Annotated in this window: 19 protein-coding genes; 9 read left to right on the top strand and 10 right to left on the bottom strand. The window is 31.9% G+C overall.

Going from position 1 to position 18589, the window contains the following annotated elements:
* Positions 1-10 precede the first annotated feature (10 nt).
* Genes ACIDC4_RS02920 through rlmD form a run of 4 tightly spaced genes read right to left on the bottom strand, consistent with a single transcriptional unit; the run spans position 11 to position 3689 of the window.
* Complete coding sequence (locus tag ACIDC4_RS02920) at positions 11-949, bottom strand: XAC2610-related protein (RefSeq protein ID WP_412041680.1); 939 nt, start codon at positions 947-949, stop codon at positions 11-13.
* An 11-nt stretch (positions 950-960) separates the two neighbouring features.
* Positions 961-1758: a DUF6048 family protein gene (locus tag ACIDC4_RS02915; protein ID WP_412041679.1), complete on the bottom strand. Its 798-nt coding sequence runs from the start codon at positions 1756-1758 to the stop codon at positions 961-963.
* Positions 1730-2266 (bottom strand): DUF6452 family protein, encoded by a 537-nt coding sequence (locus ACIDC4_RS02910; RefSeq protein WP_412041678.1) that lies wholly within the window; start codon positions 2264-2266, stop codon positions 1730-1732. Before ACIDC4_RS02910 ends, ACIDC4_RS02915 begins: the two co-directional genes overlap by 29 nt.
* A gap of 10 nt (positions 2267-2276) precedes the next feature.
* Positions 2277-3689, bottom strand: coding sequence for a 23S rRNA (uracil(1939)-C(5))-methyltransferase RlmD (gene rlmD / locus ACIDC4_RS02905; RefSeq protein WP_412042016.1), 1413 nt, complete (start codon positions 3687-3689; stop codon positions 2277-2279).
* Positions 3690-3883: 194 nt separating this feature from the next.
* Here rlmD and ACIDC4_RS02900 point away from each other — a divergent pair, with 194 nt between their 5' ends.
* Positions 3884-4897, top strand: a complete 1014-nt coding sequence (locus ACIDC4_RS02900; RefSeq protein WP_488381126.1) for a sensor histidine kinase — start codon at positions 3884-3886, stop codon at positions 4895-4897.
* A 144-nt stretch (positions 4898-5041) separates the two neighbouring features.
* Here ACIDC4_RS02900 and ACIDC4_RS02895 read toward each other — a convergent pair whose 3' ends face one another.
* The 3 genes from ACIDC4_RS02895 to epsC all read right to left on the bottom strand — a co-directional run bounded on the left by ACIDC4_RS02895 (position 5042) and on the right by epsC (position 7858).
* On the bottom strand, positions 5042-6028 hold the full coding sequence (locus tag ACIDC4_RS02895) for an aldo/keto reductase (RefSeq protein WP_412041676.1): 987 nt from the start codon (positions 6026-6028) through the stop codon (positions 5042-5044).
* A 151-nt stretch (positions 6029-6179) separates the two neighbouring features.
* Positions 6180-7067, bottom strand: a complete 888-nt coding sequence (gene cysM / locus ACIDC4_RS02890) for a cysteine synthase CysM (protein ID WP_412041675.1) — start codon at positions 7065-7067, stop codon at positions 6180-6182.
* Positions 7067-7858, bottom strand: a complete 792-nt coding sequence (gene epsC, locus ACIDC4_RS02885; protein ID WP_412041674.1) for a serine O-acetyltransferase EpsC — start codon at positions 7856-7858, stop codon at positions 7067-7069. Before epsC ends, cysM begins: the two co-directional genes overlap by 1 nt.
* Positions 7859-8048: 190 nt before the next feature.
* Between epsC and ACIDC4_RS02880 the strand changes: the two genes are divergently transcribed.
* The 3 genes from ACIDC4_RS02880 to ACIDC4_RS02870 all read left to right on the top strand — a co-directional run bounded on the left by ACIDC4_RS02880 (position 8049) and on the right by ACIDC4_RS02870 (position 9861).
* Complete coding sequence (locus ACIDC4_RS02880; protein WP_412041673.1) at positions 8049-8750, top strand: DUF1003 domain-containing protein; 702 nt, start codon at positions 8049-8051, stop codon at positions 8748-8750.
* Positions 8751-9134: 384 nt separating this feature from the next.
* On the top strand, positions 9135-9320 hold the full coding sequence (locus tag ACIDC4_RS02875; protein ID WP_412041672.1) for a hypothetical protein: 186 nt from the start codon (positions 9135-9137) through the stop codon (positions 9318-9320).
* Complete coding sequence (locus tag ACIDC4_RS02870) at positions 9310-9861, top strand: Smr/MutS family protein (RefSeq protein ID WP_412041671.1); 552 nt, start codon at positions 9310-9312, stop codon at positions 9859-9861. Before ACIDC4_RS02875 ends, ACIDC4_RS02870 begins: the two co-directional genes overlap by 11 nt.
* 149 nt (positions 9862-10010) lie before the next feature.
* On the opposite strand, the gene ACIDC4_RS02865 is transcribed toward ACIDC4_RS02870, so the two are convergent.
* On the bottom strand, positions 10011-10982 hold the full coding sequence (locus tag ACIDC4_RS02865) for a hypothetical protein (protein ID WP_412041670.1): 972 nt from the start codon (positions 10980-10982) through the stop codon (positions 10011-10013).
* An 87-nt stretch (positions 10983-11069) separates the two neighbouring features.
* On the opposite strand from ACIDC4_RS02865, the gene ACIDC4_RS02860 reads away from it, so the two are divergent.
* The gene (locus ACIDC4_RS02860; RefSeq protein ID WP_412041669.1) at positions 11070-12194 is read left to right on the top strand and encodes a cysteine desulfurase family protein; all 1125 of its coding nucleotides are present in this window, start codon (positions 11070-11072) and stop codon (positions 12192-12194) included.
* Positions 12195-12286: 92 nt separating this feature from the next.
* On the opposite strand, the gene ACIDC4_RS02855 is transcribed toward ACIDC4_RS02860, so the two are convergent.
* Positions 12287-12847 (bottom strand): L-threonylcarbamoyladenylate synthase, encoded by a 561-nt coding sequence (locus ACIDC4_RS02855; protein ID WP_412041668.1) that lies wholly within the window; start codon positions 12845-12847, stop codon positions 12287-12289.
* A 146-nt stretch (positions 12848-12993) separates the two neighbouring features.
* Here ACIDC4_RS02855 and ACIDC4_RS02850 point away from each other — a divergent pair, with 146 nt between their 5' ends.
* Genes ACIDC4_RS02850 through ACIDC4_RS02835 form a run of 4 tightly spaced genes read left to right on the top strand, consistent with a single transcriptional unit; the run spans position 12994 to position 17673 of the window.
* Complete coding sequence (locus tag ACIDC4_RS02850; protein WP_412041667.1) at positions 12994-14019, top strand: glycosyltransferase family 2 protein; 1026 nt, start codon at positions 12994-12996, stop codon at positions 14017-14019.
* A complete protein-coding gene (locus tag ACIDC4_RS02845) occupies positions 14016-15260 on the top strand; it encodes a glycosyltransferase (RefSeq protein ID WP_412041666.1) in 1245 nt (414 codons plus the stop codon). The genes ACIDC4_RS02850 and ACIDC4_RS02845 overlap by 4 nt, the downstream gene beginning before the upstream one ends.
* A gap of 27 nt (positions 15261-15287) precedes the next feature.
* Positions 15288-16433, top strand: coding sequence for a glycosyltransferase (locus ACIDC4_RS02840; protein ID WP_412041665.1), 1146 nt, complete (start codon positions 15288-15290; stop codon positions 16431-16433).
* A gap of 25 nt (positions 16434-16458) precedes the next feature.
* Complete coding sequence (locus ACIDC4_RS02835; protein ID WP_412041664.1) at positions 16459-17673, top strand: glycosyltransferase; 1215 nt, start codon at positions 16459-16461, stop codon at positions 17671-17673.
* 1 nt (position 17674) lies between these two features.
* On the opposite strand, the gene ACIDC4_RS02830 is transcribed toward ACIDC4_RS02835, so the two are convergent.
* On the bottom strand, positions 17675-18589 hold a 915-nt coding region (locus tag ACIDC4_RS02830; RefSeq protein WP_412041663.1), incomplete at its 5' end, for a WaaS/CpsH family glycosyltransferase.

Raw genomic sequence — 18589 nt, 5'->3', positions numbered from 1 at the left:
ATGGCTTTTTTTATTTTTGATATTCTTTGACTTTTACTGACTTATTGTTTTTTATTTCATACTCAGTATAAGTTGTTTTATCGTTGTCTTCAAAACTTTGAACTTTTTTAATCAAGTAGAAATTGTTATTCGACCATTTGTAATAATAGTCGGTTTCGTTTCCGCTTCCGTCAGCTTCAAATTTTACAAATTCTTTGTTTTTTTGGTCGAAATGTAAAGATTCTAAAGTTTCAAGTTTTGTATTTCTAATAAATTGTTTTTTAGTTTTATCATAAACAAAATATAGGTAACCACTATCAAATTTAATTCTATCCGGAAAATAGATGGGAATTTTAATGTCCAGAAGTCCGTCAAAATTTAGATCTTCTAATTCTACTGTTGCGTCTTTTTCGTAAATGGCTTTATTAAAGCCGGAAATTGTTTGTACTTTTTCTTTTTTAGAATTATAAATATCCAGTTTACTGATTAAGAAATTATCAGTTGGTTCGCCATTTGTGTTTTCGGCTTTACCCTTATATTGGTTTAATTTATAACTGTAATTTTTTGGATTAAACGAAGATAAATCTTCCAGACAAGAAAGAGTAGTATTAAGTTTTTTATCTTTCTTTACGTTTTGCCATATCCCGCTTAGTTTATACTCACTGTCTAATTGTAATAAAAAGGAGCCTGTTTTTTGAGGTACGTTTCCTGTTTTAGTTGCAATATAGGTTGTTTCGTCAAGTTTTATTTCGCCTGCTTTATAGATGCCTTTTGTAAAAATAGGCATGTTTTGTTTCTTTTTCCCGTAATAATAGCTTCCTGAAACAGAATCTTTTCCCTGAATGAATTCGATAGTCATTTCTATAGGATATTTGTCTATTTTTCCGGAGAAATGCAACGAAGTCTTCACAATCGTTTTTTGAGCAAAAGCGATTTGGCTAAAAGCAAAAAGAATAAGGATTTTGTTCATTTAGCTCAAAACTAATTTGTAGGAGTTTCTATAATTTGCGGAATAATAGTTTTTTTCTTGTAAAGCGGAATGAAATAGGAAACGGTGTAATTGAAACCTACTCCAAAACTTCCGTCATAAGTTCTGTTAAATCCTGGTATGTATAAATTGTCAAATCCTGATGGTTTTGAGTTCGCTACGAGCATTTTTAGCTGAACGCCAAACCCAACAAATACATTATTAAAAACTTTCGCTTTTAAGCCCAGGGCAACTTCCAGCCATCCCGCCGTTAGCCCGGTATATTTTTGACCATCAGCAATTGGGGGCTGTTCTCCCCAATACGGATTTGCATTGTATATTTTATAACTATTAAGCTGCTGACTAAAAGTACTAAAACCTCCTCGTAAACCTATTGTAATTAAGTTTTCCATGTCGAGCCAGTTTTGATACAAATTGTAGTCAAAACCACCTTTTATGTAGGTTCCTATAGCGGTCGAGTTTAATCTGTCATCATCTGTAGTTTTATCTTCAAAACCCAGTTCGGCTGCGATAAAGTATTTTTTCGTTAAACGAAAATCACCTACAATTTCAATTCCTTTATAATCTTTGTCATAAAGACCGCGGGTCAGTTTGTACAAATCTACACCTACGCGAAGACCATAGCGATCTGTTTTGATGCTGTCTTTTTTTACTTCCTCAAGAGCAGGTTTTGCAGTTTCGGTTTTAAGCTTTTCTTTTGTTACTGTTTTAGTTGTTGTTTCCTGAGTATGGCCCAAAAACATTGAAAACAATAAGACAGAACTAAAAATATACTTCAAGGTGTGTTTCATTTTCAGATTCAATGTTACGGGTTTTTACAAAAATTTCCTGCATCCAGTTACCATCGCCATCCGGATCTGTTCTTTCGAAAGGATTTACCGGAGCGAGTGTAAATGTGGTCTTAAAACCGCATGCTCTCGATACATATACATTTTGATGTGTATAATCAATTTTTAGAACATCGATATTTATGGCAGCTGCATTTGGACTTAATGAGTTATAGACAAATTTATATGTTGTCGAAATCGTGTCTGTTCGCAACGGGACAGAAACTGTACTTGCATTTGTAACATATTTTGTTGTGTCTGTCACGCTTTTGTTGAAAATAATTCCCTCTGTTTTTCCTTTTCCAATAACCATTAAATTATTTACATTTCTAGGTTTTGACGGATCATTAATATCATAAAATGAAATTACTAATCGGGGAGTGGTGGGCGTATTTGCATCACAAATATCATCTTTCTCACAGCTGGATAAACCAAACGTAAAGACCAATAAAAGAGAGATTATTTTTTTCATTTATATTTTGTTAGCGAAGTTCTAAAAGTACAACATTTTCGACATGATGTGTTTGCGGAAACATATCAACTGGTCTAACGCGCGTAACTTTGTATTTTTCGTCCATTAAAGCTAAATCACGTGCTTGTGTTGCTGAATTACAACTTACATAAACTACTTTTTTAGGAGCAATTTTTAATATTTGATCGATAACTGCTGCATGCATACCATCTCTTGGCGGATCTGTAATAATTACATCCGGTTTTCCGTGTTGGGCAATGAAGGCTTCATTAAATACTACTTTCATATCACCTACAAAAAACTCACAATTCGTTATATTATTGCGTTCTGCATTGGCTTTAGCATCTAAAATCGCTTCGGGAACACTTTCTACACCAATTACTTTTTTTGCTTTTTTAGAAACAAATTGTGCAATAGTTCCGGTTCCTGTATATAAATCATAAACGGTTTCATCGCCAGAAAGTCCTGCGAAATCACGTGTTATTTTGTACAATTCATACGCCTGGTCAGAGTTGGTCTGGTAAAAAGATTTAGCATTGATGCTGAATTTTAAACCTTCCATTTCTTCCAGGATATAATCTCTACCTTTATATAGTTTGATATTCTGATCGTAAATAGTATCGTTTTGTTTTGAATTTACGACATATTGCAATGAAGTAATTTGCGGAAACTTCTCGTAAAGATGATCTAAAAGCAGTTCACGATTTGCTTTATCATTTTCGTAAAACTGAATCAAAACCATGATTTCACCAGTCGAAGCGGTACGAATCATAAAAGTTCTCAATAATCCTGATTGCTCTCTTGGATTAAAGAATGCTAAATTATTTGCGTTAGCAAAATCTCTAATTTCGTTTCTAATGGCATTCGAAGGATCTTCCTGTAAGTAACATTTTTGAATGTCAAGAATTTTATCCCACATTTTAGGGATATGAAATCCTAATGCATTTCTGTTTCCAAGATCTTCAGTGCTTTCAATTTCTTTTTCGGTTAACCAACGAGCGTTAGAAAACGAAAATTCCATTTTATTTCTGTAGAAAAATTGTTTTTCTGAACCTAAAATAGTTTCGAATTCAGGAAGTTCTACTTTTCCTATACGCTGCAAATGATTTTTTACTTCGTTTTGTTTGTAATACAACTGTTGGCTGTATTTCATATTTTGCCATTTACAACCTCCACAAACACCAAAATGATCGCAAATAGGTTCAATGCGATGTTCTGATAATTCATGAAATTTTACGGCTTTGCCTTCATAATAGGCTTTTCTTTTTTTGAAAGTTTGAACGTCAACAACATCACCCGGAACCACGTTCGGTATAAAGATTACTTTTCCGTCAGGAGCCTTTGCTACTGATACACCTTTTGCTCCGGCATCAAGAACCTGAATCTGATGAAAGACAACTTTGTCTGTATTTTTTCTTCCCATAGCGCAAAAATAAGTGTTTGTAAACTTTTTCAAATTTAATTTTCAAAATATTTTATCAAATTGTTTAATTTATTATTTTAATTGACATTAAAAGTTAACTTTGTTTTTAGCAATTAGCCCAAATCTGCTATTTTTAATTCATTGATTGTTATATTTTTATGAAGTTATATCATAACCTTTCACAAATTGGCTTTTTGAAAAAAAGTTATGCTTTCAAATTTTTATTTGTTGCTTTTATAGGAATTCATATTCCGTTGATAGGGATTTTATTTTTTGTACTTTATTACAACCACATTGTTTCGCCTACTTCGATTTTGATTTTCTCTTTGATTATGACTTTACTGGCTACTTTGATAACGCTTTTGGTTTTAAATCAGTTAATTAGACCCATATCGCTTGCTTCAAAATCATTAGACGATTACAGGAATAATAGAAAACTATCTATTTTGCCCACTGAATATACAGATGAAGCCGGTTTGTTATTGTGCAACATTCAGGAATCGATCTATGAAGCCGAGAGTTTTATCAACGAAAAACAGGATTTGATTTATATGCTGTCGCACGATTTGAAAAATTTTGCAGGAAATCCGCAAGGTCTGGCAAATTTAATTATAAGCGAAAAACCATCTGAATCTGTTCGCCAATTAGCAGAATTGATTCGGGAATCTACTAATTTGCAATTTCGATATATCGAAAATTTTATAAAATTATTACAGGAACAGGATCGTGTTGTAAAAGGTAATCAGGAGATGAGGACAATTTTATTGCATGGTATTTTACCTTTTATTAATGAACAGGTAGAACAGCGCCTGATAGATAAAAATATAAAACTGAGTCTGAATCTGGAAATTACTGAGGTTAACTTAAGGTTAGATGAAGGTTTACTGGTTCAGGTTTTAGTCAATTTAATTAGTAACGCTATTAAATTCTCTTATTTTGATAGTGAAGTTAAAGTTAGAATCTACAGCGAAAACTCAAAAGTAATAATTACGGTTGTAGATAAAGGAATTGGTTTTGATAAACATCAAATTGATGAGCTGTTTAAGAAATTCACCAAAATGAGCCGATTAGGAACCGCAAATGAATCTTCGACCGGAATTGGATTATACCTCTGCAAAAAAATCATCGAAAAGAACAAAGGAACATTAAGCGCAACAAGCGAAGGTAAAAACAAAGGTGCCGAGTTTAGAATCGAGTTTGAAGCTTGAGAAGTTGTGAGTTTTGAGTTATGGGTTATGAGTTATGAATGTAAATTGAAATTGGCAGTCTTTTTTTTTAAAACAAAAAAAAGGCGCTAGATTCAGAAAAAAAACTTAGAATATTAGCGCCTTAGTATCTTAGAAACTAAACAACTACCATAACTGATGTACGGAAGGTTTTATGTATTCTTCGTAAATATTGTTCATCGCTTCGATTTTTTCCGGAGTTAATTCAGGTAAATCATAAACTGATAAATTCGACATTACGTGATTTGCCGTCGAGGCTCCCGGAATAATGCAGCTAATATCTTTAAAACTCAAAATCCACTGTAAAGCAATAGGAGCAAGGTTGGCTGTCTCAGGAAATAATGCTTTTAATTTTTCAACTGCTTCCAAACCTAAATTATAATCGATACCCGAAAAAGTTTCTCCTTTGTCAAAAGCATCTCCGTTACGATTAAAATTACGATGATCCTGAGCATCAAAAGTAGTTTTAGTATCAAATTTACCAGTCAAAAGTCCGCTGGCTAGAGGAACTCTCGCAATTATCCCAATATCTTTCTTTCTGGCTTCAGAAAAAAATAATTCAGAAGGACGCTGACGAAACAAATTAAAAATAATCTGAACCGTTGTTACATTCGAATATTCAATTGCTTTTAACGCTTCTTCGACTTTTTCAACGCTTACGCCAAGATTTAAAATTTTCCCCTGATCTTTTAATCGATCGAACATTTCAAAAATTTCCGGTCGGTAAAAAACTTCCGTTGGAGGACAGTGCAACTGAATTAAATCCAATGTTTCTAATCCCATTCTTTTCAAGCTGTCTTCAACATATTTTTGAAGTACTTTTGGCTGATAACCTTCACTCACATGAGGATTTATATGACGTCCGCATTTTGTAGCGACATAAATACGTTCAGAGCGGGAACGAACAACTCTTCCAACAGCTGTTTCGCTCAATCCATTTTCATAAACATCGGCAGTATCAATAAAATTCACGCCGTTGTCTATTGCCGTATTTATAAGTTCATCGGCAGTTTTATCATTAAATCCTGATCCCCATTTTCCTCCCACCTGCCAAGTGCCAAGAGAGATTTCGGATATATTAAAGTTTGTTTTTCCTAGTTTTCTGTAGTTCATTTTTTTTTAAGGTGCTAAGTTTCTAAGGTTCTGAGAGGCTAAGTTTTTTTTTTTAAGATGCTAAGTTATAAAGGTTCTGAGTTGCTAAGGTTTTAATTAAAAGTTGAAAAACTTAGAATCTTAGCAACTCAGAACCTTAGCATCTTTTTTCCTAGTCAAATAAATCCGAAGATAAATATCGATCACCGCGATCGCAGATAATGGCAACGATAACTCCGGATTCTAATTTTTCGGCGATTTTTAGGGCAACGGCAACAGAACCTCCGCTGCTCATTCCTGCAAAAACACCTTCCTCGAGTGCTAAACGCTTGGTTATTTCGCGCGCTTCTTCTTCGCTTACGTCTACAACGGTATCTACTTTCGAAGCGTCGAATATTTTAGGCAAATATTCCTGTGGCCATTTACGAATTCCCGGAATTTGAGATCCGTCGCTTGGTTGCGCACCAATGATCTGAACGGCGGGATTTTTTTCTTTTAAATAAGTCGAAGTTCCAATGATCGTTCCCGTTGTTCCCATTGCCGAAACAAAATGCGTTACCGTACCATCAGTGTCATTCCAGATTTCAGGACCTGTGGTTTTATAATGCGCTTTCCAGTTGTCGTCATTTGCAAACTGATTTAGCATGATATATCCGCCTTCTGCCACTTTTTTATCGGCATAGTCCCTTGAGCCAATAATTCCTTCGCTAGCAGGCGTTAAAATAACTGTAGCGCCATAAGCACGCATGGTTTGAGTTCTTTCTTTTGTAGAATCTTCCGGCAAGACCAATTCGATCTCGATTTGAAACAATTGCGCAATCATGGCCAGGGCAATTCCGGTATTACCGCTTGTCGCTTCAATCAGTTTATCGCCTTTTTTAATATCGCCTCTTTCAAGAGCTGCGGCAATCATATTATAAGCTGCTCTGTCTTTTACGCTTCCGCCCGGATTATTTCCTTCCAGCTTCAGTAAAAGTTTTACATTTTTATTTTTAACCAAATTGACAGTTTCCATCAAAGGAGTATTTCCAATCAGGTTTAGCAATTTTTGTGCGTTCATTATTTTTTTTCTTTTATTTTAACTTCAGTTGTAGTGGTATTGATTACGATAGAACCTTCAGGAATCGATTTGGTCACCCATGCATTTCCTCCAACAATGCTATTTTCTCCAATCACGGTTTCGCCTCCCAAAATTGTAGCATTTGCATAAATACAAACATTAGCTTCTACAGTTGGATGTCTTTTGGCGTTTTTCATGTCTTTACTCACGCTCAAAGCACCAAGAGTTACACCCTGATAAATCTTTACGTGTTTTTTTATTACTGTCGTTTCGCCAATAACAATTCCGGTAGCGTGATCGATAAAAAAAGGAGAAGCAATATCAGCCCCGGCGTGAATATCAGTTCCGGTAATTCGGTGTGCATATTCGCTCATTAATCTCGAAAACAGCAATAAGTCTAAATGGTATAATTCGTGACTTAAGCGATAAATTGCAATTGCATAAAAACCGGGATAACCTAAATAAACTTCGTCGATACTGTTTGATGCCGGATCATTTTCAAGAATATATTCAGCATCCTGATTTAGTTTTTCCAGAACACCTGGAAGTTTTTCTAAAAATCTGTCCCAGATTGATTCGCATAAATTTTGTGGTTTTTTGCAGGCTAAAACAGCAATTTCTTTAAACCTGATTTCAAGTTCATCGATACTCTCGTCTAAGGCGGCATTCGAATCAAAAAGGGTATAGAAAAGCTTCTCGGTAAAATCTTCTGTTTTGGTTTTGATACCGTAATTTATATTAGAATGGCTTTTTAAAGCTTTTATATTTTGTATGATAGTGTCTTTTGTCACAATTGAAAAATTGAGTGGATAATTTAAAACGTTAAAAGTAGTGCGTTTTTTGTAAATAAGAACACGAATTAGATAAAGAAATTTTGTTTTGAGAATTGTATTTGTGATAAATAAAATAAAAATAAAGACGATTTTTTTATCGGATTCTTAAGAAGTTAAATGCGTAAATTAGCCAGTAAAATTTATAAAAATGAAAAACAATTCGACTTTTAAAAGTGCTATTTCTAATATTTCCTTTCCGGAAAGCGAGAAAATTTGGGGCAAATCTATTCATGATCCAATTTTAGGGCTTATTATAGAAGACTTTCCTTCTTTTAGCGATCAGGATTGTATAGCAGTAAAAGAATTAAATGATTACCGTCAAAAATACATTTCGAGATATTTGTCCACAGAAATAGGAACGCTTTCTGATCTTGAAAAAAGTGTTATTGATTCTCTAAAAGAAGATAAATCGATAGTTAGTATTGCTGAAGATGAGGAAGAGGTGAGAAGTTTTGGACAAAAAATAGCCGATAAAGTGGCTGACTTTGGCGGAAGCTGGACTTTTATTATTTCGTTTTTGCTTTTTATCGTCGTCTGGATTGGTGCCAATGTTTATATTTTGGTCAATAAAGGTTTTGATCCGTATCCGTTTATTTTGCTGAATTTGATTTTATCCTGTATTGCCGCTTTGCAGGCTCCGGTAATTATGATGAGCCAAAACCGACAAGAAGAAAAAGATAGAAATCGTGCCAAAAAAGATTATATGATTAACCTGAAATCAGAATTAGAAATTAGAATGATTCATGATAAGATAGATCATATGATTATGCATCAGCAACAAGAATTAATCGAAATTCAGAAAGTACAAATCGAAATGATGAACGATATTCTGAATCAGATAAAAAAATAATTCCAGAAGAATTTTGACTTAGAAAAAATCAACTTAAAATTAGAAAATATACTTTTTTATGAAAATGTAAAATCAATTTTTTTTGAAGGTTTTTGGATTTTTATAAAACTTAAAAGTTGCTAAAAACTGGAATAAAACAGAGAGGCAAAGAAGATGAATTGAAGAAATTATTCCTGAATAAAAAGTAAGAATAAAACGGGGTTTAAAGTGGTTTTTCATGACTCGCAAAAGAAGCCATTTTTTGATGTTTTATAGAACGTCATTTTGGCCAGTTTTGCTATGAGTATTTTAGGTTATTTCACCAAAGAAATATTGGATTCGTTTTAGAGAGTGGTGAAGTCCTATTTTAAAGTTTCATACTTTTGAATTCTTAATACATAGAAAATGAAAACTTTTAAAATTTTAATAATGATTCTTGCCATTTCGGTTGCGTTATATGAGCAGGTTTCAGCAGATAAAAATATTTATATAACGGTAATTGCGATTGTAGTTTTCATGTTTGGAATGATGCAGCTGAGCGCAAAAACACCTAGTAAAAATCAAGATAAAGAGGAGCAAGATGTTGACTAAAGGAGATAAGGTTTCTGTCTTAGACGAAGCCATAAACGGAACAGTGATTTCGGTAAAAAACAATGAAGTTTTGATCGAAACTGAGGATGGATTTACGATGACATTTTTTGTCAACGAGTTACTTAAAATACAAGAATCCAGTAATTTAATGAATTCTATTAAAAGAATTGATTTAGATGCGGTTTCAAAAGAGAAAGAAGAGCCAAAAGCAAGGAGTTTTGTCAAAGAAAAGAAAGATAAACGCGAAATTGCAGCGCCGGAATTTGATTTGCATATCGAAAAACTGGTTCCTAATAAACGCGGAATGTCAAATTATGACATCCTGACTTTGCAAACAGAAACGGCAAAAAGACACATCGAATTTGCGATCCGAAACCGCATTCCTAAAATTGTTTTTATTCATGGTGTTGGTGAAGGAATTCTAAAAGCCGAACTTGATTTTTTATTAGGCCGTTACGACGGAATAGATTTTCAGGATGCCAATTATCAAAAATATGGCTTAGGTGCCACTGAAGTTTATTTTAGGCAAAACAATAAATAACACGCTTTTTTGCGCTTAAATTTATTCGTTTTAGAGCATAAAAAAACATCCGTTTTTCATTCTAATTTTGTATTGAAATTAGTCTTGAAAAATGGATGTTTTTTGTAGGAATTAAATCTTGTTTTTAAATCTTAAAAACAAGATTTAAACTAGGGCACCACAACTTCTAAATTTCCTAAAACATAATTTGTAGGCAGTCTAAAAGTACTGTGATCTTTTTGTAATGTTACGCTTTTAAGAACAATAGTGTGAGTGAAAACTTTATTGACATTTGTTGTCGTTACTTCTATAATTCCGCTTTCTCCAGCAAGCCCATCCTGGGCAATCCATGTTTCGCTTACTGAAGGACTTGATGGTATTGTTGTGTTACAAAAGTAACTTTGCGTTAGCGTACCGTTTATATAAGTACGCAATAAAACTTTGTTTGTTGTACCATTTGCATTGATAAGGCCTGTTCTTGGTGTAGTTGTTATTTCATTAACAATTAATGCAGGATCTATATTGTCAATCGTTAATGCTGATGATGCATTGAAATTGTAAACCTGTTTTGAAGTATTTGTACATTGCTGTACAGGATTGGTAAAAGCTGTATTTGGTGAAGTATACGTGGTAGCGAAATCTCCAAATACGTATTCGGCTTCAACCTGGTCTCCGGCAGGTTTAGCAAAAGTGATGTTTCTAAAAACAATAGTATGATTGTAGCCTATAATTTTGGTACTTCCATCAGTTGCGGTTAAGTCTGTATTCTGAGTGGTAGTGATCTCTATTTTTCCGGCTGTTCCAAGCCATTCTTCTGTAATGTTTGGTGTTTTTGGTGGTATTGTACCACATATGTTGGCAGTGGCAACAGTACCATCGTAAGCTCTGTATACCACACGATATAAACTATTATCGATGTCATAAGAGTAAACAGACGGATCATTTATAATTTTATTGTCAGGTAATTGCAGTAATAAAGATTCCTGAGGTTTAAGTTTATATATTAGTTTATTCGTTAATGGATCACAAGTTTGAGCTTTAATACTCTCGTTGCTAAAATCAATAGTATCTACTGTTAAATCACCATCATCGCAACCGTTTAGAAGTAGGGCGAACAATAGAAGGCTTGCATATTTTTTCATCGTAATTTTATTTGACGTCAAAAATAGTGAAAAATTTGGCAAATGATATTTAAGATTAGACAATTGATATTTCATAACTTTGCAGTAATGAAAAAAGTATACCTCGATAACGCCTCTACAACCGCTATGCGTCCTGAAGTTATTCAGGAAATGACTAAAGTAATGACAGAAGATTTTGGTAATCCCTCTTCTACACATAGTTTTGGAAGAAACGGAAAGACTATTCTAGAGCTTTCCAGAAAAAGTATTGCCAAACATTTAAACTGTTCTGCACAAGAAATTATTTTTACTTCAGGAGGAACTGAAGCGGATAACTGGATTCTGCGTTCAGCAGTAGAAGATCTTAAAATTGAGCGTATCATTACTACAAAAATTGAGCATCATGCCGTTTTGCATACTGTTTTAGTATTAGAAGCTGAATATAATGTTCAGGTTGATTACGTAAAAATAAACCCTGACGGAAGTATCGATCTTACTCATTTGTCTAATTTATTGGCAGAAGAGAAAAAGACTATTGTGAGTTTGATGCATGTAAATAACGAAACGGGAACTATTCTGGATTTAGACAGAGTTGGGGTAATCTGTAAACAATACAATACTTTGTTTCATTCAGATACTGTACAGTCTGTTGGTAAAACCGAGATTGATTTGCAGAAAACGCCAGTCGATTTTATTATTGCAAGTGCACATAAATTTCATGGTCCAAAAGGAATTGGTTTTGCTTTTGTTCGAAAAAATTCTGGATTGCAACCTCTTATTTTTGGCGGAGAACAGGAAAAAGGTCTTCGTGCAGGAACCGAAGCTGTGCATCAAATTGCGGGTATGGCAAAAGCTTTGACTCTGTCGTATGAGAATTTAGATCAGGAAAGAAAATATATTACAGATTTGAAAATGTATCTGATTGATCAGTTAGAAATTCATTTTCCAGACTTTAGAATAAATGGTAAAAAAGATGACTTTTATAATATCATTAATATCATATTACCTTTTTCTGCAGATAAAACTTCGATGCTTTTGTTTAGTTTAGATATGAAAGGAATTGCAGTTTCGAGAGGAAGTGCCTGCCAGTCCGGGAGCATAAAACCTTCGCATGTTTTAAAAGAAATGCTTTCGGAGACGGATTTAAAATTACCAAATCTCCGAATTTCATTTAGTCATTATAATACCAAAGAAGATATCGATTGGCTGATGGAAAGTTTGAAAGCTCTTTAAAGTTTCTGAGATACTAAGTTTCTAAGACGCTAAGTTTTTTGCAGATTTTAAGTAATCTAAAATCTGCAATCTAAAAATATAATGTTCTAAAACTATTTACGTATCACTTTCACCTGCGAATCATTTGTTAGTTTGATGATTGTTGATGGTTTTCCGGCTAATTTATCTTGGTTTAGTTTTACTACGTAATCAACTCCTTTGATGATTTCAGGATTAATGTCCTTGAACGCGATAGGAGTAGGTTGCCCTGAAATATTTGCCGAAGTTGAAACCAAAGGCTTTTTCATTCTTTCTAATAATTTAAAGCAAAAAGGCTCTTTTACTAAACGAACTCCTAACGATTTATCTGCGGCAATAATATTTGCTGCTACATTTCTGGGTTCATCTAAAATTAATGTAGTAGGTTTTTCAGATAAATCCCAAATTTGCCACGCAACTTCCGGAATATTTTTGAATACATTGTACATCATTTTTTCGCCATTCATCAAAACAATCATACTTTGTGTTTCGGCACGTTGTTTCAATTTATATATTTTGGCAACAGCTTCCGGATTAGTTGCATCGCAGCCAATTCCCCAAACTGTATCGGTTGGGTAAAGTATGATTCCGCCTTCTTTTATGACTTCGTAGGCGTTTATTATTTCTTCGTTCATTTGTTTTAATTTAAATCTAAAAACTCATTTGAATTAAGTTGCAAAAGTATTTAATTTAAGTTTAAGATTTTTAATTCGGCTTAGATTTGTCGATTCAAAAAGAATTAATTGCTTTTACTTATATTTGGAGTCTAATTACAGTTTAAATGAAAATTACTAACTCAGATATTTTAGTTTCAGTTATTGTCCCAATTTATAATGCAGAGAGATATATTTCTGAAACTATAGAAAGTATTTTAAATCAGAGTTTAAAAAATATTGAAATTATTTTAGTAAATGATGGTTCAACAGACAGTTCATTAATAATTTGTGAACAATATTTGCAAAAGGATTCCAGAATAAAATTTGTAAATCAAAATAATTCGGGAGTTTCAATTGCAAGAAACAATGGTTTAAAGCTGGCAAATGGAGAATATGTTTTTTTTATGGATTCTGATGACACCATTGATTCAAATTTTCTAAATACTTCTTATAATGTTGCTAAAAAGCAAGATTTTGATATTGTTGTTGTGGGAGAATATTGCTGTCAGCGTTTACCAAATGCTTTTGCATTGCCAACGTGGGGGCAATTTTTAAGACATGATTTCTTGAAACAACATTCAGATATTAGATTTCCTGAAAATATTCAGCCTTGCGAGGATGGATTGTTCTCGAACCAGCTATTGGCTTTAACAAAAAATATTGGAGCTAATCCTGCCGGGGTATATAATTACAGACATCATGAGGAACAGAATCACAAAAAAAATAATGATAATGTAGAGAAAGTACTGGCTCAAATTCCGAGTTGGTTTAAAATTCTCGAAGATTTCTATAAAAAACATAATTTGTTTGAATCTCATGCGTTGCATTTGGCACTTTTTATGGAACATGAACCTCTTCAATTGAGGTATCTGTCTATGGCATTAAATGAAAATCAAAAAACACATTTGCACGAATTGATAAAAGGGTTTATGCAAAAAAATGTATTGCCTTTTTTGAAAGATGAGGATAAGAAGAAATTGAGCAAGTATTTTTTATTTTTTATAGCGGCTAAGAATTATTTGGAATTTGACAATTACTATCAAAAATTAAAAATTAAAAATAAGCTACAACTATTTTTAATTAAGTTTATGCCAATTTCAAAAATTAGAAAAAGAGTACGTAAAGAATTAAGGTTAAGTATTTATAGATGAAAATAGTTGTAATTCAGCACTCAGGATTTTTAAATGGCACAGGCGGAACAGAAAAAATAGGCTGCTTTTTATCTAATATTTTAAGCGAAAACAATTTTGAGGTAGAAATTGCGACGAATCAGGAAAGTGGCGGAAAGCCTATGTTTCAGTTGAATGAAAAGGTAAAAATCACTAATATTTTTGATAAAAATGTTCCTCAGAAAAAACTATTAGAATTATACAATTATAAAGGCAGAAATCCATTTTCTTGGATCTATTACAAAATTCAAAAAAAATATTATAAAGCCTATAATAAGAAGTTTTTAAAGAAGATGAACGGTATTGATGAATTTAATAAATTTAATCTATACCAGCGTTCTCAGGCATGGAAAAATTATATTGTAAAATCTAATCCGGATTTAATAATCACAATGACAATTAATTCGTTGTTAGAGATTACATTCGGGAATGAATATAATATTCCAATAATAAACTCGGTAAACGGCCGCCCGGATTATGATTATTCAGATATCTTATGGTATCGTTCTAAATCAGATATGGAACTTCTAAAGGATTCTTATAAACACTTAACTGCAATACAAGTTTTATTTGATAGTTATAAAAACTATTTGCCTGATACTTTCAAAGGAAAATCTTTTACTATTCCAAATCCTGTATTTCAGATTGATGATTCAGAAATTGTTAATCATTATAAAGAGAAAGAAAGGTTTAAGATTTTAAATGTTGCTTCTCTGGTTACAAGTTGCAAACAGCAGGATATTGCTATTAATGTGTTTTCTAGAATAGCAGCTAAATATTCAACTTGGGATTTGCATTTTTGGGGAATTGGTGATGATTTGGAAGCATTGCAAAATCAGGTAGATCAATTAAAACTTGAAGACAGAGTGTTTTTTAATGGGTTTACAAAAAATCCGATTGCTAAAATGAAAGAATCCGATGTGTTTATTTTTCCAAGTAAATATGAAGGTTTTCCTTTAGCGTTGACTGAGGCTATGTCTGTTGGTTTACCTAGTATCGGTTTTCAAACTTGTTCAGGCGTGAATGAACTTATTGAAAACAATGTTAATGGATTTTTGGTAAATAATGAAAGTGAGTTACAGGAATCTTTAGAAAACTTAATCGTTAACAAAGATTTAAGAAAACAATTTGGGGCCAATGCCCATCACATGATGAAAAAATTTAATGAAAATAATGTATCTGATAAATGGATAGATGTGATAAATCAAATTTTGACCAAGTAAGATATTTTAAAAATTAAAACGATTAGAATGCGTATTTTATATTTCTATCCAGAAAATCCATTATCTTTTAGTCAGGGAAATAATTCGAGAGCTTTATCTCTGCTTCATTATTTTAAAAATCGCAATATTGATATCGATCTTGTTGGAGAAGAATCGAAAGAATTTGGTCAAGATTCTATAAATGAATTAAAAAGTGAAGATTTAATCAAACATGGATATCTTTTAAAGAAAGAAAAGAAAAGCAGTAATATTGTGAAATATTATCTGAATTATTCTTTTCCAAAAAAGTTCAATAGCAAGTTTAAGGATTTTGACCGAACAAAATTTGGGTACAAAGAGCAATTTTCAAAAATATTGAAAGATAATGAATATGATATTATAATCATTTCATACGTCTACTGGTCTCCACTTTTAGATAATGTCACAAAAGGAACCAAAACAAAATGGATTGTAGATACGCATGATTTTTTAACTTCTCAATTTCAGGATCATAAAAAGTTTGCTTTAGACAGGTATTTTAAAAGAGAAATCAATTTGATGCAAAAATTTGATGATGTTTGGGTAATATCCAATGAAGAAAAATATCTTTTTTCTCAGTTTGTCAAAAGCCCTGTAAGTTTAGTTACGCATGGTTTACCCAATAATATTGAAACTTCATCAAAAACAGAAAAAACAATTGATCTTGTTTATGTTGCCAGCGAGAATTTTCATAATATAAAATCAGCAAACTGGTTTTTTAAAGAAGCATACCCTTTCTTATCATCAGATATCAAAATTACTGTAGTTGGAAAAATCGGCAATCATATTCCAAAGTTTGAGAATGTTGAAAATTTAGTATTTGTAAAAGATTTGGACGAGGTTTATAAAAAATCTAAAATTGCGATTTGTCCTATGTTATCTGGTACAGGAGTAAAAATAAAAGTAATAGAATCGTTATCGCACGGAATACCGGTTGTTTGTACAGAAAGAGGTGTTGATGGCTTATTAAATAAAACGAACAACGGATGTTTGACTACGAATGATCCTTCCTTGTTTTCAGATTATATTAATAAACTTTTAAATGATGCTGAATTTTATAAACAAAATCATTTAGAAGTGAAAAAGTTTTTTGAAGATAATTTTGACATCAAAAAAACATATAACGTACTTGATGGTATTTTCAAAGCAAATTAAAATAATAAAACACAATCCATTTCAAATGTTCAAATCAATTAAATTATATTTTAGGTTAAAATCATTGGCCAAAAAACTGAGAAAACAAAATAAGGAAGTTGATTTTACCGGTAATTTAAAATATGATAAAAACGTTATTATAATTGATACTAAAGTTCCGGAATATAATAAGGATTCAGGTTCAAGACGATTAACAGAAATTATAAAATTACTTATTAAAAATAACGTTGGTGTTTTTTTAATGGCAGATTTTAAGGAATACCGTTTTACAACAGATTACCTACAGTATTTTAAAGATTTAGGTGCTGTAGTTTATGAACCTGGCATAGATAAGTCCGGCAAATTAATTGCTAAAAATGATTTTATAAAACAGGTTCTTCCTTTTGCAGATTTTGTATGGCTGCACAGACCTGAAATTTTTGCCAAATATCATCCGGTTGTCAAAAAAATTAAACCTACAGCAAAAGTATTTTTTGATATGGTTGATTTTCACTATCTGAGATTTAAAAGAGAATCTGAGCTAACCGGAAATGCTGATATCTTGAAAAAAGCCGATAAATACCTGAAATTAGAACTTGATAATTGCAAAAAAGCAGATAAAATTATTGTAATCTCTGATGTTGAAAAAGAAAGCATAAAAGAATTTTACAATGAAGATGCTAAAATAATCAGCATTGGTAATATTCATCAATTTATAGAAAATGAAAATCCGGTTTCTTTTGAAAATCGTAAAGATTTATTGTTTATTGGAGGTTTTGATCATAAACCAAATGTAGACGCTGTAAATTATCTGGCAGAAGAAATCATGCCTTTGTTATGGAAATCAAATCCGGGAATATCAATTTCTATTATAGGAAGCAATCCCCCGGAAACAATTGAAAAATTGAATTCTGAAAAATTCAGAGTGATAGGGTATGCAGAAGATGTTGCTCCTTATTTTTATAACTCACGAATTTTTGTAGCACCGCTTCGTTATGGTGCGGGAATTAAAGGTAAAATTGGGCAAAGTTTAGAATTTGGACTTCCGTTGGTTACAACAAATATTGGAGCCGAAGGTTTTGATTTTCAGGAAAACAGGACCATCATGGTTGGAAACACAAGTCAGGAAATTGTGGATAATATTCTTTCATTATACCAAAATAAAGAAGTCTGGCAAAAAATTAGTTCTGATTCTAAAAAGGTAATCGAACCTTTTTCTAATTATACAATAGAACAGAAAATATTAAGCCTGATTAAATAATTTAGTCAAGCTTAAAAACTGTTTTTACCCAATTCTGAATCGTGTATTTGTGATATATTTCGTCACTTAAAGGTTCGTAAGGTGTTGTGAAAAAAGCAGGATTTATATTTACAGGTTTATCCTCATCAAGGATGAAAATATTATTTGGGTTGTAAAAATCGTAGCTAATAATTGATTTGTTGGTAGTGATTATTTTCTTTTGCATAGCTAAAGCTTCAAATATTCTAAAGCTTAGACCATTATGTCCATGCCTGATTAAATCCAGGTAAAAGTTTGAGTTTTCTAATTCACCCTTTAATTCATCAATAAAAATAGGATACTTAGTATAAATGATATTACTGTTTATGTTCTTTATTTTTTTCTTTCCTGTAATAATAAATTTATATTGAATTCCGATTTTAGATAGGTGATTAGCAATTTTGTTTAAAAAATCTAACCGCTCATCTATTGATAAAATAATAAAAACAGTATTATTTGTTTGCGAAAGTGGCTGAATTTCTTTCTTCTCTAAATATATATAATTAGTAATAAAATTAAAACCGAATGTTTTACAATCTTTTACGTCAAAAGAATAGATAGTATCAAAAATGTCTTCTTTTAATAAATGATCTATTGGAAATCTTGCACAGCTATCATAAATATAGCTAATGTATTTGTCTGTATATTCTTTTATTTTAGAATGAGTTTGTTTTGTTATGCGATCTGGGCGAATTATTAATATGATATCCTGATGACCTAATTTTTCAAGGTGGTTAATAATATTATTTTCTAATTCAGTTTTTTTTATATTTTTTTTAAATAAAATTTTATTGATAAAATTGGTTACTTTAGAAAAAACAGAAGGATAATGATATTTGTATTTAGATATATCAATATGATGTGCGTCTATATTTCTTCGTTTTAATTCTAGTATAAT

It is taken from the genome of Flavobacterium sp. C3NV (assembly GCF_046825355.2).
In the GTDB taxonomy this organism is placed as follows: domain Bacteria; phylum Bacteroidota; class Bacteroidia; order Flavobacteriales; family Flavobacteriaceae; genus Flavobacterium.
The sequence above is the reverse complement of the archived record's forward strand: the minus strand, read 5'-3'. Positions and strand labels throughout refer to the sequence as shown.

Bases quoted from the DNA above. Each gene is read 5' to 3' on its own strand.
- ACIDC4_RS02920 (WP_412041680.1), bottom strand. From the start codon at position 949: ATGAACAAAATCCTTATTCTTTTTGCTTTTAGCCAAATCGCTTTTGCT.
- ACIDC4_RS02915 (WP_412041679.1), bottom strand. From the start codon at position 1,758: ATGAAACACACCTTGAAGTATATTTTTAGTTCTGTCTTATTGTTTTCA.
- ACIDC4_RS02910 (WP_412041678.1), bottom strand. From the start codon at position 2,266: ATGAAAAAAATAATCTCTCTTTTATTGGTCTTTACGTTTGGTTTATCC.
- rlmD (WP_412042016.1), bottom strand. From the start codon at position 3,689: ATGGGAAGAAAAAATACAGACAAAGTTGTCTTTCATCAGATTCAGGTT.
- ACIDC4_RS02895 (WP_412041676.1), bottom strand. From the start codon at position 6,028: ATGAACTACAGAAAACTAGGAAAAACAAACTTTAATATATCCGAAATC.
- cysM (WP_412041675.1), bottom strand. From the start codon at position 7,067: ATGAACGCACAAAAATTGCTAAACCTGATTGGAAATACTCCTTTGATG.
- ACIDC4_RS02880 (WP_412041673.1), top strand. From the start codon at position 8,049: ATGAAAAACAATTCGACTTTTAAAAGTGCTATTTCTAATATTTCCTTT.
- ACIDC4_RS02875 (WP_412041672.1), top strand. From the start codon at position 9,135: ATGAAAACTTTTAAAATTTTAATAATGATTCTTGCCATTTCGGTTGCG.
- ACIDC4_RS02870 (WP_412041671.1), top strand. From the start codon at position 9,310: ATGTTGACTAAAGGAGATAAGGTTTCTGTCTTAGACGAAGCCATAAAC.
- ACIDC4_RS02865 (WP_412041670.1), bottom strand. From the start codon at position 10,982: ATGAAAAAATATGCAAGCCTTCTATTGTTCGCCCTACTTCTAAACGGT.
- ACIDC4_RS02860 (WP_412041669.1), top strand. From the start codon at position 11,070: ATGAAAAAAGTATACCTCGATAACGCCTCTACAACCGCTATGCGTCCT.
- ACIDC4_RS02855 (WP_412041668.1), bottom strand. From the start codon at position 12,847: ATGAACGAAGAAATAATAAACGCCTACGAAGTCATAAAAGAAGGCGGA.
- ACIDC4_RS02850 (WP_412041667.1), top strand. From the start codon at position 12,994: ATGAAAATTACTAACTCAGATATTTTAGTTTCAGTTATTGTCCCAATT.
- ACIDC4_RS02845 (WP_412041666.1), top strand. From the start codon at position 14,016: ATGAAAATAGTTGTAATTCAGCACTCAGGATTTTTAAATGGCACAGGC.
- ACIDC4_RS02840 (WP_412041665.1), top strand. From the start codon at position 15,288: ATGCGTATTTTATATTTCTATCCAGAAAATCCATTATCTTTTAGTCAG.
- ACIDC4_RS02835 (WP_412041664.1), top strand. From the start codon at position 16,459: ATGTTCAAATCAATTAAATTATATTTTAGGTTAAAATCATTGGCCAAA.